This is a genomic window from Halomonas faecis (assembly GCF_010993975.1).
GTDB lineage: Bacteria > Pseudomonadota > Gammaproteobacteria > Pseudomonadales > Halomonadaceae > Halomonas > Halomonas faecis.
Window position 1 is genome coordinate 106,835 of record NZ_JAACZO010000003.1, and the last position, 14,723, is coordinate 121,557.

Consider the following 14,723-nt stretch of genomic DNA (forward strand, 5'->3'; position numbering starts at 1 on the left):
CTCACTGTTCCGGCTGCAGGGTCATGCGCACGCGCTGGCGCTCATCGACGCCCTCGGCTTCCGAACGGGCCTGGACTTCGCGACGGTCGAGGAAATACTCCAGATAGCCGCCGTCGAAGGTGTCGCCCCCCTGATGCAGCTCGGCGCGATCGATCAGCTCCACACGGCGTTCGCTCACGTGATAGCGGATGGTGCGTCCCCAGCCGCGCACCACGGGCTCTTCCGGAGAGGGCTGCTGTTCGATGTAGGCACGTTCGCCGGTGGCGATGGCGCGCGACAGCTCGCCGGTTTCGTTGCGCTGAATCTCGACGCGCTCGCCGGTGAGTTGAAGACTGCCCTGGCGGATGTCCACGTCGCCGGTGTAGATGGCGGTGCCGGCTCGGTCATTCAGGTCGAGCTGGTCGGCGGTCACTTCCACGGGGGCCTCGGCATCGCCTTCCAGGGCCAGAACGGGGAGGCTGGCCAGGGCCAGGGCGAGCAGGGGCAGGCGGGCGGTACGCATCATGGCTGGGGCTCCTCGCGGTCGGTGGGTGAGTTGCTGCGGGGCTCGGGGGGGTGGTGGCCGAGCACATTGTCGGTCAAGCGGGCGCGGTTGTCATGGATCCAGGCATCGAAGCGGTCGCCACGCATGCGCTGTGGCGGCTGCCGGAGGATGGCAGGCGTTTCACTCCATGCGTGACCGAGGTCGGCGTCGTAGTGCAAGACCTCGGTATCCAACTGCCAGCGTTCGGCGGGGGCAGTGAGGCGTGCATTGCCCGACAGGGTGAGAGGATTGCCGTCGGCGCCGAGGCGGCCGGCAGCGCCGCTGGCGAGCCAGCGTCGGCCGCTGTCATCGATGAGCTCGACACGGGGAGTTTCCAGGCGGGTGACGTCGTCATGCGGCGTATGCGACAGGCGGGGCGTCACCAGGCGTTGATGGGCGTCTCCCGTGGCGTCGAAGCGTGTCAGGCGGGCCTCTTCCAGATAATAGTCGGGCTCGCCGGCGGCATCGCTGGGCACTGGTCCCGGCGGCGCAGGTTCCCGGGGGTCGAGCCATAGGAGTATGCCTCCTAGGCCGATCACCAACAGCAGCAGCCAGAAGCGGAAGGCGGGGCGTGGCCAGCGCATCGTTCAGCGCGTGCCGTGCAGGTAGATGTCGAGCACGGCATCCCAGTGTCCCTGAGCCTGGAGCAGGGTGTCGCAGATCTCGCGCACCGCGCCATGTCCGCCGGGCGTTGCGGTGACCCAGTCGGCATGTCGGCGAATGTAGGAGGGGGCGCCAGGTACGCTGATGCCCACACCGGCGTGCCGTATGGCGGCGATGTCGGGCATGTCGTCACCGCAATAGGCGACGTGTTCAAGGCCGATATCGAGCCGCTGGCAAAGCTCGCTGAGTACGTCGAGCTTGTCGGCCACGCCCTGGTGAACGTGCCGGATGCCCAGGGCAGCGGCGCGCTGACTCACCATCGGCGAATCGCGTCCGGTGATCAGTGCCGTGACGATGCCGGCCCGCTGAAGCAGCTTGATGCCGTGGCCGTCATGGGTGTGGAAGGCCTTGATCTCGATTCCGTCGGCCTGAAAGTAGAGACGTCCGTCGGTGAGGACGCCATCCACGTCCAGGGCCAGCAGGCGTACCTGGCGCAGACGGCCGATCAGATGTGGGGCCGGAGTTGGGGTTGCCGGGGGCATGCGCTCTCCTCGGTGGTTCATATCACGCCGCTGGCGAGCAGGTCGTGCATGTGCAGGGCGCCGATGGGGTAGCCGGCTTCGTCGACCACGGCCAGAGCCGTAATGCGATTGTCTTCCATGACGCGCACCGCCTCGGCGGCCAGCACGTCGGGGGCTATGCGCTTGCCCGGGCGGGTCATGACGTCGTCGACCCGGAGTGCGCTGAGGTCGCCGTAATGGTCCAGAGTGCGGCGCAGGTCGCCATCGGTATAGACACCGGCAAGACGACCGTCGGCGTCGACCACGCAGGTGAAGCCTAACCCCTGCCGGGTGATCTCGAGCAGAGCGTCGCGCAGTGGGCTGCCGAGCGGCACTTGGGGCAGTCGCCGGCCTTCGTGCATGAGATCCCGGACTGTCAGCAGCAGTCGCTTGCCCAGGCTGCCACCGGGATGCGAACGGGCGAAGTCTTCCGCGGTAAAACCGCGTGCTTCCAACAAGGCCACGGCCAACGCATCGCCGAGCGCCAGCGCGGCGGTGGTGGAGGCAGTGGGAGCCAGGTCGAGCGGGCAGGCCTCACGGGCGACGCCCGAGTCGAGGTGGGCGTCGGCGTGGCGGCCAAGCGTCGAGCCGGGGCGGCCGGTCATGCTGATCAACGGCGTGCCCAGGCGCTTGAGCAGCGGCAGCAGGGCGGTAACCTCGCCCGTCTCGCCGGAATTGGATAGCGCCAGCACCACATCGCCGGGGGTGATCATGCCCAGGTCGCCGTGGCTCGCTTCGCCGGGGTGGACGAAGAAGGCCGGCGTGCCCGTGCTGGCCAAGGTCGCGGCGATCTTGCCGGCAATGTGGCCCGATTTGCCCATGCCGGTCACCACCACGCGCCCCTGACAGGCGAGAACCAGCTCGCAGGCGCGGTCGAAATGATGGTCGAGCCGCTGGGCAAGAGCGGCGATGGCCTGTTGCTCTACGGCCAGGGTGCGTCGAGCGCTGTCGCGCAGTGGCGAGGCGTCGGCATCGGGAGCGATCGAGGTATCGGTGGTCATGACAGCGATTGTTGCCCGTTGCAGGGTTTCACTCAAGTGGGCGTGGTGCCGGACATGCCGAGCCAGGCCAGGTAGATGAGGTAACTTGCCAACAGGGCGGCACCTGCCAGGCGGCCGACGTGGCCGCGACGCTGCCACAGCAGCAGTGCGCTGAGGCCCAGCGTCAGGGCCAGCATCACCGGATAATCGCGCCCCCCGGCGGCCGGGTCGCTGGCTCCAGGAGCCAGCAGGGCGGGGATCGGCACCACGGCCAGCATGTTGAACAGATTGGAGCCGATGACGTTGCCGATGACCAGGCCATGCTGGCGCTTCAGTGCGCTGACGATGCAGGCCGCCAGTTCCGGCAGACTGGTGCCGATGGCGACCACGGTCAGCCCGATCACCAGTTCGCTGATGCCCAGCCCGCGGGCCAGTTCGCTGGCACCCCAAACGAGGGCGCGAGAGCTGACCAGCATGATGGCCAGAGTGGCCGCCAGCCACATCAGAGCTTGACCCAACGGCATGCCGGGAATGGAGTCGTCGGAGTGCACGTCCGGGGTGTCGGCGCGGATCAGCCACCACAGGCTGAAGATCAGCAGCAGCACCAGCAAGGTGCCGTCGAGACGATCGAGGTGGCCGTTGGCCAGTGCGTAGCCGGCAAGCCCGGTGGCACCCAGCAGCAGCGGCAGTTCCCGGCGTACCATGGAAAAGGGGACGGGGACCGGTACCACCAAGGCCGTGATGCCGAGCACCAGGCCGATGTTGGCGATATTCGAGCCCAGGGCGTTGCCCACGGCGAGGTCGGGCGTACCGTCGGCGGCGGCCATGAAGGATACGGCGATCTCGGGGGCCGAGGTGCCGATGGAGACCACGGTCATGCCGACCAGCAGAGTGCTGACGCCGGCACGGCATGCCGTCGCGGCGGCGGCGCCGACGAAACGGTCGGCGCTCCACAGCAGGCCGACGAGGCCGGCAAGAACCAGAATCAGTGGCAAGAACATGGTATCGGGCGATGGCTGAGAAGGGGGCCATTAAACGTGTTGTGCAAGTGCGGTGCAAGAGTGCACTGGCGTCGTCGCAGTGAGTTAAGATACGATGTTCGATAATTTTTTCGGGAATCGGCCGATGAGTGACTCCCCCTTGGTAGTGGTCAAGAATTTGCACTTCTCGCGCGGCGATATGTCGATCTTTCGCGGCGTCGACCTGCAGATTCCGCGCGGCAAGATCACTGCCGTCATGGGGCCGAGCGGTACCGGCAAAACGACGCTGCTCAAGCTGATCGGCGGTCAACTGGAGCCGGATTCCGGGCAGGTGCTGATCGATGGGCACGATGTCCATGCGCTATCGCGCAAGGCGCTTTTCGCGATGCGTCGGCGTATGGGGATGTTGTTTCAGAGCGGTGCGCTGTTTTCGGACCTCGATGTCTACGAGAATGTGGCCTTTCCATTGCGCGTGCATACCGATTTGCCCGATGCCATGATTCGTGACGTGGCGTTGATGAAGCTCGAGGCCGTGGGGCTGCGCGGGGCACGTACGTTGACGCCCGCTGAGCTGTCCGGTGGCATGGCGAGACGAGTGGCGCTGGCCCGTGCGATTGCCCTGGACCCGGAGCTGGTTCTCTACGATGAGCCCTTCGTCGGTCAGGACCCGATCTCCATGGGAGTGCTGGTGCAGCTGATCAAGCGACTCAACCAGGCGTTGGGCCTCACTGCCATCGTGGTTTCCCACGACATCAAGGAAACCCTTTCCATCGCCGACTACGTTTACGTGATCGCCGATGGCGAAGTCATGGCTCATGGCTCTCCGGCCTCGCTCGACGTCGACGATGACCCGCGCGTCAGTCAGTTCGTGCACGGTGAGCCCGATGGACCGGTACCTTTTCATTATCCGGCGGTCGACTTCTTCACCGATATTCTGGCCACGGGGGTGCAGCGATGATGGCGCGCCTGCAGCAATTCGGTCGACGTGGCTGCGATAGCCTGGAGACGCTGGGCCGTGCCGGCTTTTTCCTGGTGCAGTCCTCGATCGGCGTACCCTCGCGGGAGGGCTGGCACCTGTGGCTGCGTCAGATGCACTTCGTGGGCGTGCTTTCGCTGGCCATCGTGTTGGTGTCGGGGCTGTTCATCGGCATGGTGCTGGCGTTGCAGGGCTACACCATCCTGGTCGATTTCGGTGCCGAGCAAGCGTTGGGGCAGATGGTGGCGCTATCGTTGCTGCGCGAGCTGTCGCCGGTGGTGGCGGCGCTGCTCTTCGCCGGTCGGGCCGGCTCGGCACTGACCGCCGAGATCGGACTGATGAAGGCCACCGAGCAGCTCACCAGCATGGAGATGATCGGCGTCGACCCGTTGCGTCGGGTCGTGGCGCCGCGCCTGTGGGCGGGGTTCGTGGCCTTGCCGTTGTTGACCGTGGGGTTCAGCGTGGTGGGCATCGGCGGCGGTTACCTGGTAGGAGTGGAATGGCTGGGCGTCTTCGAGGGGTCGTTCTGGGGCAACATGCAGTCCAGCGTGGACTTCTGGGCCGATATCGGTAATGGCATGGTCAAGAGCCTGGTCTTTGCGCTGGTGGTGACATGGATCGCGGTGTTCCAGGGCTACGACCTGATTCCCACCTCCGAGGGCATATCGCGGGCCACGACGCGCACCGTGGTCTACTCCTCGCTGGTGGTGCTCGGGTTGGATTTCGTGCTCACCGCCGTGATGTTCGGCGGCCTTTCCTGATACCTGGAGACATGGCATTGACGTTCGGAGAAGCGGGATGAAGCGCAGCAAGACGATGGAGCTTGGGGTCGGCATTTTCATGCTGGCCGGCATCCTGGGCCTGGTGTTCCTCGGGGTGCGCGTCAGCGGCCTGACCTTCACTGCGCCCGGTGATACCTTTCGCCTGGAGGCCAATTTCGCCAATATCGGCAGCCTCAAGCCGCGGGCCCGGGTGACCATGGCTGGCGTGACGGTAGGACGGGTCACCGAGATCGACCTGGACACCGAGTGGTACGATGCTCGGGTCGTTCTGGAACTCGATGGGGAGCTCGAGGGGCAGCTGTCGCGAGATACCACGGCCGCGATTCTCACGGCCGGCTTGCTGGGCGAGCAGTACATCGGTCTTTCCGTGGGTGGCGATCCGGAAACCCTCGCCGATGGTGATGCCATACGCGACACCCAGTCGGCGGTGGTGCTCGAGGAACTCATCCAGCAGTTCGTGTCCAACATGGCCACCAACTAGCGTGGCCCATCTGTTCTTTTTCCTGTGCCGAGGACGTCTGCCATGAGCCTGAAGCCTGCTGTTTTTGCCCTGTTCCGCCGGTTCTGGCCGGTTCTCGTCGTACTGCTGGCGTTGCCCGTCCAGGCCGAGCCCGAGCGTAGTCCCGAGCAGGTGATCCGCGGCAGCATCGATGAGTTGGTAAGCCAGATCGACGGTCGCCGTGACTACTTTGCCGACAACATGGATGAGCTGGAAGCGCTGGTCGACGACAGTCTCGACGACATCGCCGACTTTCGTTATATCGGTGCCAGCGTGATGGGGCGCTATTTCCGCAATGCCACGCCCCAGCAGCGTTCACGCTTCGTCGATACGTTTCGCCAGACTCTCATCGACACGTATGCCAAGGGGCTGGTGACTTTCGATTATGCAGAGCTGCGCGTACTCGACACCCAGCAGCCCCCTCGTCATGAGGATCAGGCCAGCGTGTCCATGGAAGTGGTCGCCACCGACGGTACGATCTATCCGGTGAGCTATACGCTGCGTCTCACGGATGGCCAGTGGAAAGTGGTCAACGTCATCGTCAATGGCATCAATCTGGGGCTGACGTTTCGCAATCAGTTCGACCAGGCCATGCGTGACCACGGTCGCGACTACGGTGCGGTGATCGACGCCTGGGCACCGGAGCTTGACGTCGACGAGCTCGAGGAGGGCGGCGGCGCATGAGTCGTCTCCTCCAGCAGGACGGCGTGTGCCTCGAGGCGGACGGCGGAGTGCTGTGCGTGAGCGGTGACGTAGACTTCGACGTTGCCGCCAGGCTTGCCCGGGCAGGCAGCGACTGGCTCGAGAAACAGTCGGCCGATGCTGGCGTGACTCTCGATCTCTCCGGGGTCGAGCGGGTCAGCAGTGCGGCGCTGAGCGTGCTTCTCGAGTGGACCCGCCGTGCCCGAGCGTCGGGTATCACCATCCAGCGCGTACGGCTCTCTTCGGCGCTGACGAGCCTGACCCGCGTGGCGGGGCTGGATGCCCTGTTGCCGTTGGATGCCGAAGCGTACTGAGCCGCTGGCATCGGCATCGCCAAGCGCGCCGCTTTTCATTACCATGTAGGTTTTCCCTGATCGCGACACGTCGGCTTCCTGGGCGACGGTCGTGTCCTCGTCGATGACAGGCCCAACCACAGGAGTTCCGGCTTCCATGCAACCCAGTGACGTCAAGGCGCTACTCGAGACTCGTATCGAAGAGTGTGACTTCCATATCCAGGGCGAAGGCTGCAATTTCCAGGTCATTGCCGTCGGCGAGGTCTTCGACGGGCTCTCGCCGGTCAAGCGCCAGCAACTGATCTATTCGGCGCTGGCCGACGAGATCGCTTCCGGGGCCGTGCATGCCGTGAGCATCAAGACCTACACCCCGACGCAGTGGCAGGGCGCTGCCGAGAACCCCGAATCCCGCAACCAGGACGCCTGACGGCCGAGTCGCCATGGACAAGTTGATCATTACCGGCAATGGTGCCGTCGAGGGAGAAGTCTGGGCCAGCGGCGCCAAGAACGCGGCCCTGCCCATCCTCTGCGCGACGCTGCTGGCCGACGAGCCGGTGACGGTGGGCAATTTGCCACACCTGCAGGACATTACCACGACCCTCGAGTTGCTCGGTCGCATGGGCGTGGAGCCGGTGATGGGTGAGAAGATGAGCATCCAGCTCGATGGCTCCCAGGTGCGCTATTGCCATGCTCCCTACGAGCTGGTGAAGAAGATGCGCGCTTCGATCCTGGTGCTCGGTCCGCTGCTCGCGCACTTCGGTCATGCCGACGTGTCGCTGCCGGGAGGCTGTGCCATCGGCTCGCGGCCGGTGGATCTGCACATCCGCGGCCTCGAGGCGATGGGGGCCGACATTCGTGTCGAGGGCGGTTACATCCGTGCTCGCGTCGATGGGCGGCTAAGAGGCGCGACGATTTTCTTCGATACCGTCACGGTGACCGGGACCGAGAATCTGTTGATGGCGGCGACGCTGGCTGCCGGAACCACCGTGCTGGAGAATGCCGCCCGCGAGCCGGAGGTGGTCGACCTGGCCGAATGCCTGATCAAGATGGGGGCCAAGATACGCGGCCATGGCACCGACACCATCGTCGTCGAAGGCGTCGAGCGCCTGCATGGTGCCGAGCACGATGTCATGCCCGATCGCATCGAGACCGGGACGTTTCTTGTGGCGGCGGCACTGTCGCGGGGTCGCGTACGGGTGCGCAATACCCGCGCGGACATCCTCGAAGCGGTGCTCGCCAAGCTCGAGGAGGCCGGCGCCGAGGTGACCAGCGGCGATGGGTGGATTGCGCTGGACATGCATGGGCGGCGTCCCCGGGCGGTCAATGTGCGTACGGCGCCCTATCCCGCCTTTCCCACCGACATGCAGGCGCAGTTCGTGGCGCTCAATGCCGTGGCCGAGGGGACCGCTCGGGTGGTCGAGACGATCTTCGAGAATCGCTTCATGCACGTTCAGGAGCTCAATCGCATGGGAGCCAAGATCGCCCTGGAAGGCAATACCGCGGTGATCGAGGGGGTCGAGCGGTTGTCCGGGGCACCGGTCATGGCTACCGATCTGCGCGCCTCGGCATCGCTGGTGGTGGCAGCCATGAAGGCCGATGGCGAGACGCAGGTGGATCGCATCTATCACATCGACCGTGGCTACGAATGCATCGAAGAGAAGCTGCAACTGCTGGGGGCTCGCATACGGCGCGTGCCCGGCTGAGTTCCACCATCGCTATCCCGGCAAGGCGAAATCATGAGCAAGCAACTGATTCTGGCCCTCTCCAAGGGGCGCATTCTCGACGAAACCCTGCCCTTGCTGGCCGATGCCGGCATCGTGCCCGGCGAGGATCTCGGCAAGAGCCGCAAACTGCTCTTCGACACCAATCTTCCCGACGTCAAGCTGGTGGTGATCCGTGCCACCGACGTGCCGACTTACGTGCAGTTGGGCGCTGCCGACCTGGGGGTGGCGGGCAAGGACGTGTTGTTGGAGCACGGTGCCGAGGGACTCTACGAACCCCTCGATCTGGAGATCGCTCGCTGCAAGCTGATGACGGCGGGCATCGACGGTAGCCAGCCGGCCCGGGCTCGGCGTCGGGTGGCGACCAAGTTCGTCAACGTGGCACGCCGCTACTATGCCGAGCAGGGGATTCAGGCAGAGGTGATCAAACTGTACGGCGCCCTGGAGCTGGCGCCGCTGATGAACCTCGCCGATGAGATCGTCGACATCGTCGATACCGGCAACACCCTGCGTGCCAACGGCATGTCGCCGCGTGAGCTGATCGCGCCGATCAGCACTCGGCTAGTGGTCAATCAGGCCTCCATGACCATGAAGCACGTGCGCATCAAGCCGCTGCTCGCTCGTTTGGAGGCGGCGGTGCAGCAGCGTCATGCCGCCGACGTATCGGCTTGAGCCGACTGAGTGACCGGGCGCTTTTCGACTTTTTCTGAGTAGGAGGCTTGGCGACAGCATGAGCGAATCCCAAGATACGTTCTTCGGCATCAATCGGCTGGCCACGGACGACGACGACTTCGACACTCGCCTCGACGCGCTGCTGGCCTGGGAGGGCGTCTCCAATACCGACGTGCAGCAGCGCGTCGAGGCGATCCTGCGTGACGTGCAGGAGCGTGGCGATGCGGCCCTGATCGAGGCCACCAATCGCTTCGACCGAGTGTCGGTGTCGAACATGGCGGAGCTGACGATTCCTGCCCAGCGGCTGGCAGAGGCTTTTACAGGCCTGCCCGAGGCTCAGCGGGAAGCGCTGTCGCGGGCTGCCGAGCGTATCCGTACCTATCATGAACACCAGAAACCCGAGTCCTGGCATTATACGGAAGCTGACGGCACCGTGCTCGGCCAGCAGGTCGTTCCACTCGATCGTGCCGGCATCTACGTGCCGGGTGGCAAGGCGGCCTACCCCTCGTCGGTGCTGATGAACGCCATTCCCGCTCACGTTGCCGGGGTTGGAGAGATCATCATGGTGGTGCCCATGCCGGATGGCGTGCTCAACGAGCTGGTGCTGGCGGCAGCCCACCTCGCTGGCGTGGATCGGGTGTTCGCCCTGGGGGGTGCCCAGGCCGTGGCGGCGCTCGCCTACGGCACGCAGACGGTGCCGCGAGTCGACAAGATCGTGGGTCCGGGCAACATCTATGTGGCTACCGCCAAGCGTGCGGTGTTCGGTCAGGTCGGCATCGACATGATTGCCGGTCCTTCGGAAATCCTGGTGGTGTCCGATGGCGAGACCGCCGTGGATTGGCTGGCCATGGACCTCTTCTCCCAGGCCGAGCACGACGAGGATGCACAGGCGATTCTGGTGAGTTGGGACGGGGCGCACCTCGATGGCGTCGAGGAGGCCATCGGGCGGCTGTTGCCGACGCTGGAGCGGGCCGAGATCGTGCGACAGTCACTGTCGCGTCGTGGTGCACTGATTCGCTGTCGCGATCGGGAAGAGGCACTGGCACTGGTCAATCGCGTCGCCCCCGAGCATCTGGAACTCTCCGTGGCCGATCCCGAGACCTGGTTGCCCGGGGTCCGTCATGCCGGTGCCATATTCATGGGGCGTTATACTGCCGAGGCGCTTGGAGATTACTGCGCCGGACCTAACCATGTGCTGCCCACTTCCGGCACGGCACGGTTTTCGTCGCCGCTGGGTGTCCCCGATTTCCAGAAGCGTTCTTCGCTCATCCACTGTTCGGCAGCAGGTGCCTCTACCCTGGGAGAGACGGCATCGGTGCTGGCCCGCGGCGAAGCGCTGACCGCTCATGCGCGTTCGGCGGAGTATCGTATCCGCAAATAGTCAGGTGCAGCCGGTGCCTTGGCGTGTTCTCCGGCTCTGGGAAAGGATGAAGGTGCGCTCAGCGCAAGGGCTGGCGCCGTTGAGGAGTCGGGCGTTCACCGACCTCCAGGGTTACGGAGAGCGTTTCGCCGCCGCGTACCACGGTCAGCGGTAGTTCGGCACCGGGTTCGATGGCGGCGATATCGCTCATCGCGATGCGGGCATCGAGGATGGGGCGTCCATCCACCTCCAGCAGGACGTCCCCGGGCCGCAGATTGGCACGGTCGGCCGGACCATCGGGAACGACGCCGGCAATCACCACCCCCTCTGGCGCATTGAGGCCGAAGGACGCGGCGAGCTCCGGCGTCATCTCCTGCGCCTCGATGCCGAGCCAGCCGCGAATGACACGCCCCTTCGTCACCAAGTCATCGAGGATGCTGCTGGCCAGCCGGGTGGGAATGGCGAAGCCGACCCCCTGGGAGCCCCCCGAGCGGGAGAAGATCGCCGTATTGATCCCGACCAGGGCTCCATCGGCGTTGACCAGAGCCCCCCCTGAGTTGCCTGGATTGATGGCGGCGTCGGTCTGAATGAAGTCCTCGTAGGCATTGAGTCCCAGATGGCTGCGGCCGGTGGCGCTGATGATGCCCATGGTGACGGTCTGGCCGACTCCGAAAGGGTTGCCGATCGCCAACGCCACGTCGCCGACAGCAACGTCTTGGCTATTGGCCAGCGAGATCACGGGCAGGTCGTCGACGTCGATGCGCAGCACGGCAAGGTCGCTTTCCGGGTCGGTCCCGACCACCTCGGCCAGGGTCTCACGGCCGTCACGCAGCGCCACCTGTATCTCGTCGGCGCCGTCGATCACATGGTGGTTGGTGAGCACGTAGCCATCCTCGCTGACGATGACTCCGGAGCCGAGACTGGAGAGCAGGCGCTGTTGGCTCGGCAGTTCGTCACCGAAGAACTGCCGGAAGAACGGATCGGACATCAGGGGGTGTTCTTCGCGTTCGACCACGCGCGAGGAGTAGATGTTGACCACCGCGGGTGCGGCGTTTTCCACGGCAGTGGCGTAGCTGGCGGGGCCCTGTTCACGACTGAGCGGTGCCGCCTGACGCACTTCAGGGGTGGGGCGGGGAGCCGGCTCGCTCTCTGGTGCAGCGGTGGGGGCTTCCACGGGCGAGGACGATACGCGGGGTGTCGACGAGCGCTCTAGCAGTTGCGGAAAGGTGTTCAGCAACACGATGGCCAGCAATATTCCAGTGATGACGGGCCAGACATAGGCAGAGAAGGGTCGACGCATGCGGCGCTATCCTGATCGGTAGGGGGGCGATGAGTTCCGTGCAGTCGTGACAATCAAAATGGCGTGCAATAGTGTATCACTGCCACCCATTCGCTGTCCGGAGGCCCGAATGATTGCCCGAGACCAACTGGTCGCTGCCTGCGATACGCTGCTCGATGCATCGCACTTCAAGGACTATACGCTCAATGGTCTACAGGTCGCCGGCCGGGAAGACGTTGCCCGGGTGATGACTGGGGTGACTGCCTGCCAGGCGCTGCTCGATGCGGCCGTGGCGTGGCGCGCGGATCTGCTGCTGGTTCATCACGGCTATTTCTGGAAGAACGAGCCGGTGGCCGTCACCGGCATGAAGCGGCGTCGGCTGCGAACGCTGCTGGTCAATGACATCAATCTGCTGGCCTACCATCTGCCGCTCGACGCCCATGCCGAGCTCGGTAACAATGCGCAGTTGGCTCGCCGTCTCGGTGTCGTGGTCGAGGGATGTGCCGATGGCGAGCTGGGCGAAGGGCTGGTTTGGCTGGGCAGCCTACCGGAACCCTGTGGCGCTCGAGAGCTGGCCGGGCGCGTGGATAGCGCCTTGTCACGCGCCCCGTTGCTGATCGAAGCGCCGGAGCGCAGCGATATTCAGCGTCTTGCCTGGTGTACCGGGGGCGCCCAGGACATGATCGTTCAGGCCTGGGAGGCAGGAGCGGATGCCTTCCTGTCGGGGGAGATTTCCGAGCGCACGACGCACCTGGCACGCGAGCTGGGTATCCACTATCTGGCGGCCGGCCACCACGCTACCGAACGCTATGGCGTCAAGGCGCTGGGCGATTGGCTAGCGCGGGAATTCGGTGTCGAACATCGCTTCGTCGATATCGACAATCCCGCCTAGGTGACACCGGGCGCCGAGGTCAGTAGCGTGGGGGCTGCGGCTCCGCAGCAGACTCCGTGCTGGGCTTGAGGCCGAAGTCCTCGGAGAGGGTGCCGCCGCGGCCGTCGGCATAGTCACGCGGAGTGGGGACGGTAGGGGCCGCGGTATCGTCAGCGATCGCCTCCAGCCCTCGACGTTCAGCCGGTGCCTTCTCGCCAAGGGCGGCCGCGTCGTCCGCCAAACGTTGCTCCAGAGCCTGAGATTCCCGCTGCAACCGGTTGACCAGCGAGGTGACTTCAGTGAAGTGTTCGCTGAGTCGTTCGCGCAGCTGAGTCAGTTCCCGTTCACGCTCGGCCAGCTGTCGGCGAAGACGCTGACGCCGGTTGGCGCCGCCGCCGGCCAGGTGATACCCCATCGCGCCGAAGCCGCCGCCAGCCACCAGGCAGGCGAAGGCCAGAATCCAGTTGATGTTGCCGTATTCCACTTGCATCTCTCCGTTCGGTGCGCGTGACTGGGTGGTGGGCCGACGTGCGTGCCCATTATAGAGGTGCCGGTGGTCTCGGGGTCAACGCGCCAGAAGTCTTCCTGCGCCGGGTGGCTGGGATGCGTATAATGGCTGCCTTCATACCCAAGCGATCACGCCGAACCAGGAACCGTCATGCGCGATACCGAGACTGCTCAGGGCGTTGCGACACCGCTGGAGTGCTACCGAGCTGACCTCGAACGGGAAGATTTTCAGTACGATCCAGCCCAGGAGCGCGCCGTCGCACATTTGCAGCGGCTCTACGACGAACTCGTTGCCAGCCCGCGCCCGGGGCCACGCGACACGCCCAGTGGCAAGGGCCTCAAGTCGAAGGTGGCGGGGTTGTTCGGTCGTGGCGACAAGGTGCGGGAGGAGCCGGTTCTGCCATCGATTCGAGGCCTCTATTTCTGGGGGGGAGTGGGCCGTGGCAAGACCTATCTGGTTGACACCTTTTACGAGGCGCTGCCTTTTCCGGACAAGATGCGCACTCACTTCCATCGTTTCATGCAGCGCGTCCACAACGACCTCGATCACTACAAGGGAGAGAGGAATCCGCTCACCCTCGTTGCCGGCAAGTTCGCCGCCGAAGCCCGCGTGATCTGTTTCGATGAGTTCTTCGTCAAGGACATCACCGATGCCATGATCCTGGCCAACCTCCTCGAGGCCTTGTTCGAGAGAGGGGTGGTGCTGGTGGCGACATCCAACATCGTACCCGACGAACTCTACAAGGACGGCCTGCAACGGGCGCGCTTCCTGCCCGCCATCGATCTGCTCAAACGGCACTGCGAAGTGGTCAACGTCGATTCGGGTATCGACTATCGGCTGCGTGCGCTCGAGCGCGCCGAAATCTACCATGCGCCACTCGACGCCTCGGCCGAGACGGAGCTAGCGCGCAGCTTTCGCGAGATTGCCGGGCACGAAGGCGAGTCCGACGTGGCCATCGAGATCAACCACCGGGTGCTGCATGCGCGCCGCCTGCACGATGACGTCGTATGGTTCGAGTTCCACGAACTGTGCGATGGGCCCCGTAGTCAGAACGACTACATCGAGCTGGCCCGCGAGTATCACAGCGTGCTGGTCTCGAACGTGCCGGGCATGAGCGGGGCCACCGACGACCAGGCACGGCGCTTCATCAACTTGGTCGATGAGTTCTACGATCGCGGCGTGAAGCTGTTGATGTCGGCGGAGGTGCCCGTGGACCAGTTGTATGCCGAGGGGCGTCTTGCCTTCGAATTCAAGCGCACATTGTCACGTCTGCGGGAGATGCAGTCCCGGGAATACCTGGCCTTGCCGCACAAGCCCTGACCCGGCTTCGCCGGGAGCATGAAGCGGGAAGAGCGCCCGCTGCGCGGGCTTGAGCTGGAAGAAAACCTTGTGACGTCAGGGTTGGTGTCACCAT

Annotated in this window: 18 protein-coding genes; 11 read left to right on the forward strand and 7 right to left on the reverse strand. The window is 64.9% G+C overall.

The annotated features are described in order from the left end of the window. Window position 1: 1 nt before the first annotated feature. From lptA to GFD32_RS02225, 5 genes are read right to left on the reverse strand one after another with little or no spacing between them, the layout of a single operon-like run. On the reverse strand, window positions 2–505 hold the full coding sequence (gene lptA, locus GFD32_RS02205; RefSeq protein WP_163574885.1) for a lipopolysaccharide transport periplasmic protein LptA: 504 nt from the start codon (window positions 503–505) through the stop codon (window positions 2–4). After that, entirely contained in the window at window positions 502–1,107 is a 606-nt protein-coding gene (gene lptC / locus GFD32_RS02210) for an LPS export ABC transporter periplasmic protein LptC (RefSeq protein ID WP_163574887.1), read from the reverse strand. The genes lptA and lptC overlap by 4 nt, the downstream gene beginning before the upstream one ends. 3 nt (window positions 1,108–1,110) lie before the next feature. Beyond that, the gene (locus tag GFD32_RS02215; protein WP_163574888.1) at window positions 1,111–1,668 is read right to left on the reverse strand and encodes a KdsC family phosphatase; all 558 of its coding nucleotides are present in this window, start codon (window positions 1,666–1,668) and stop codon (window positions 1,111–1,113) included. Between the two features lie 17 nt (window positions 1,669–1,685). Next, window positions 1,686–2,687 carry a KpsF/GutQ family sugar-phosphate isomerase gene (locus GFD32_RS02220; protein ID WP_163574891.1) on the reverse strand — a complete coding sequence of 334 codons (1,002 nt, stop codon included), beginning with the start codon at window positions 2,685–2,687 and terminating at the stop codon, window positions 1,686–1,688. Between the two features lie 32 nt (window positions 2,688–2,719). Further along, on the reverse strand, window positions 2,720–3,667 hold the full coding sequence (locus GFD32_RS02225) for a calcium/sodium antiporter (protein WP_163574893.1): 948 nt from the start codon (window positions 3,665–3,667) through the stop codon (window positions 2,720–2,722). A 124-nt stretch (window positions 3,668–3,791) separates the two neighbouring features. Between GFD32_RS02225 and GFD32_RS02230 the strand changes: the two genes are divergently transcribed. The 9 genes from GFD32_RS02230 (at window position 3,792) to hisD (ending at window position 10,672) form a co-directional block, all read left to right on the forward strand. After that, entirely contained in the window at window positions 3,792–4,604 is an 813-nt protein-coding gene (locus GFD32_RS02230) for an ABC transporter ATP-binding protein (protein WP_163574895.1), read from the forward strand. Next, the gene (gene mlaE / locus GFD32_RS02235; RefSeq protein ID WP_163574897.1) at window positions 4,601–5,383 is read left to right on the forward strand and encodes a lipid asymmetry maintenance ABC transporter permease subunit MlaE; all 783 of its coding nucleotides are present in this window, start codon (window positions 4,601–4,603) and stop codon (window positions 5,381–5,383) included. Before GFD32_RS02230 ends, mlaE begins: the two co-directional genes overlap by 4 nt. A gap of 37 nt (window positions 5,384–5,420) precedes the next feature. Beyond that, window positions 5,421–5,885: an outer membrane lipid asymmetry maintenance protein MlaD gene (mlaD, locus tag GFD32_RS02240; RefSeq protein ID WP_163574899.1), complete on the forward strand. Its 465-nt coding sequence runs from the start codon at window positions 5,421–5,423 to the stop codon at window positions 5,883–5,885. Between the two features lie 42 nt (window positions 5,886–5,927). After that, on the forward strand, window positions 5,928–6,587 hold the full coding sequence (locus GFD32_RS02245) for an MlaC/ttg2D family ABC transporter substrate-binding protein (RefSeq protein ID WP_163574901.1): 660 nt from the start codon (window positions 5,928–5,930) through the stop codon (window positions 6,585–6,587). Continuing rightward, a complete protein-coding gene (locus tag GFD32_RS02250; RefSeq protein ID WP_163574902.1) occupies window positions 6,584–6,919 on the forward strand; it encodes an STAS domain-containing protein in 336 nt (111 codons plus the stop codon). Before GFD32_RS02245 ends, GFD32_RS02250 begins: the two co-directional genes overlap by 4 nt. Window positions 6,920–7,055: 136 nt before the next feature. After that, window positions 7,056–7,325, forward strand: a complete 270-nt coding sequence (locus tag GFD32_RS02255; RefSeq protein WP_163574904.1) for a BolA family protein — start codon at window positions 7,056–7,058, stop codon at window positions 7,323–7,325. Between the two features lie 13 nt (window positions 7,326–7,338). Further along, window positions 7,339–8,601 carry a UDP-N-acetylglucosamine 1-carboxyvinyltransferase gene (gene murA / locus GFD32_RS02260; RefSeq protein WP_163574906.1) on the forward strand — a complete coding sequence of 421 codons (1,263 nt, stop codon included), beginning with the start codon at window positions 7,339–7,341 and terminating at the stop codon, window positions 8,599–8,601. A gap of 33 nt (window positions 8,602–8,634) precedes the next feature. Continuing rightward, window positions 8,635–9,291, forward strand: coding sequence for an ATP phosphoribosyltransferase (hisG, locus tag GFD32_RS02265; RefSeq protein ID WP_163574908.1), 657 nt, complete (start codon window positions 8,635–8,637; stop codon window positions 9,289–9,291). A gap of 58 nt (window positions 9,292–9,349) precedes the next feature. After that, window positions 9,350–10,672: a histidinol dehydrogenase gene (hisD, locus tag GFD32_RS02270; protein WP_163574910.1), complete on the forward strand. Its 1,323-nt coding sequence runs from the start codon at window positions 9,350–9,352 to the stop codon at window positions 10,670–10,672. 58 nt (window positions 10,673–10,730) lie between these two features. Here hisD and GFD32_RS02275 read toward each other — a convergent pair whose 3' ends face one another. Further along, a complete protein-coding gene (locus tag GFD32_RS02275) occupies window positions 10,731–11,951 on the reverse strand; it encodes a Do family serine endopeptidase (protein WP_163574912.1) in 1,221 nt (406 codons plus the stop codon). Window positions 11,952–12,060: 109 nt separating this feature from the next. Between GFD32_RS02275 and GFD32_RS02280 the strand changes: the two genes are divergently transcribed. Then, window positions 12,061–12,822 (forward strand): Nif3-like dinuclear metal center hexameric protein, encoded by a 762-nt coding sequence (locus GFD32_RS02280; RefSeq protein WP_163574914.1) that lies wholly within the window; start codon window positions 12,061–12,063, stop codon window positions 12,820–12,822. A 19-nt stretch (window positions 12,823–12,841) separates the two neighbouring features. Here the strand turns inward: GFD32_RS02280 and GFD32_RS02285 are convergent, their stop codons facing one another. Further along, entirely contained in the window at window positions 12,842–13,291 is a 450-nt protein-coding gene (locus GFD32_RS02285; RefSeq protein ID WP_163574916.1) for a YhcB family protein, read from the reverse strand. Between the two features lie 168 nt (window positions 13,292–13,459). Between GFD32_RS02285 and zapE the strand changes: the two genes are divergently transcribed. Continuing rightward, window positions 13,460–14,629 (forward strand): cell division protein ZapE, encoded by a 1,170-nt coding sequence (gene zapE, locus GFD32_RS02290; protein ID WP_163574918.1) that lies wholly within the window; start codon window positions 13,460–13,462, stop codon window positions 14,627–14,629. The last annotated feature ends 94 nt before the right edge of the window (window positions 14,630–14,723 follow it).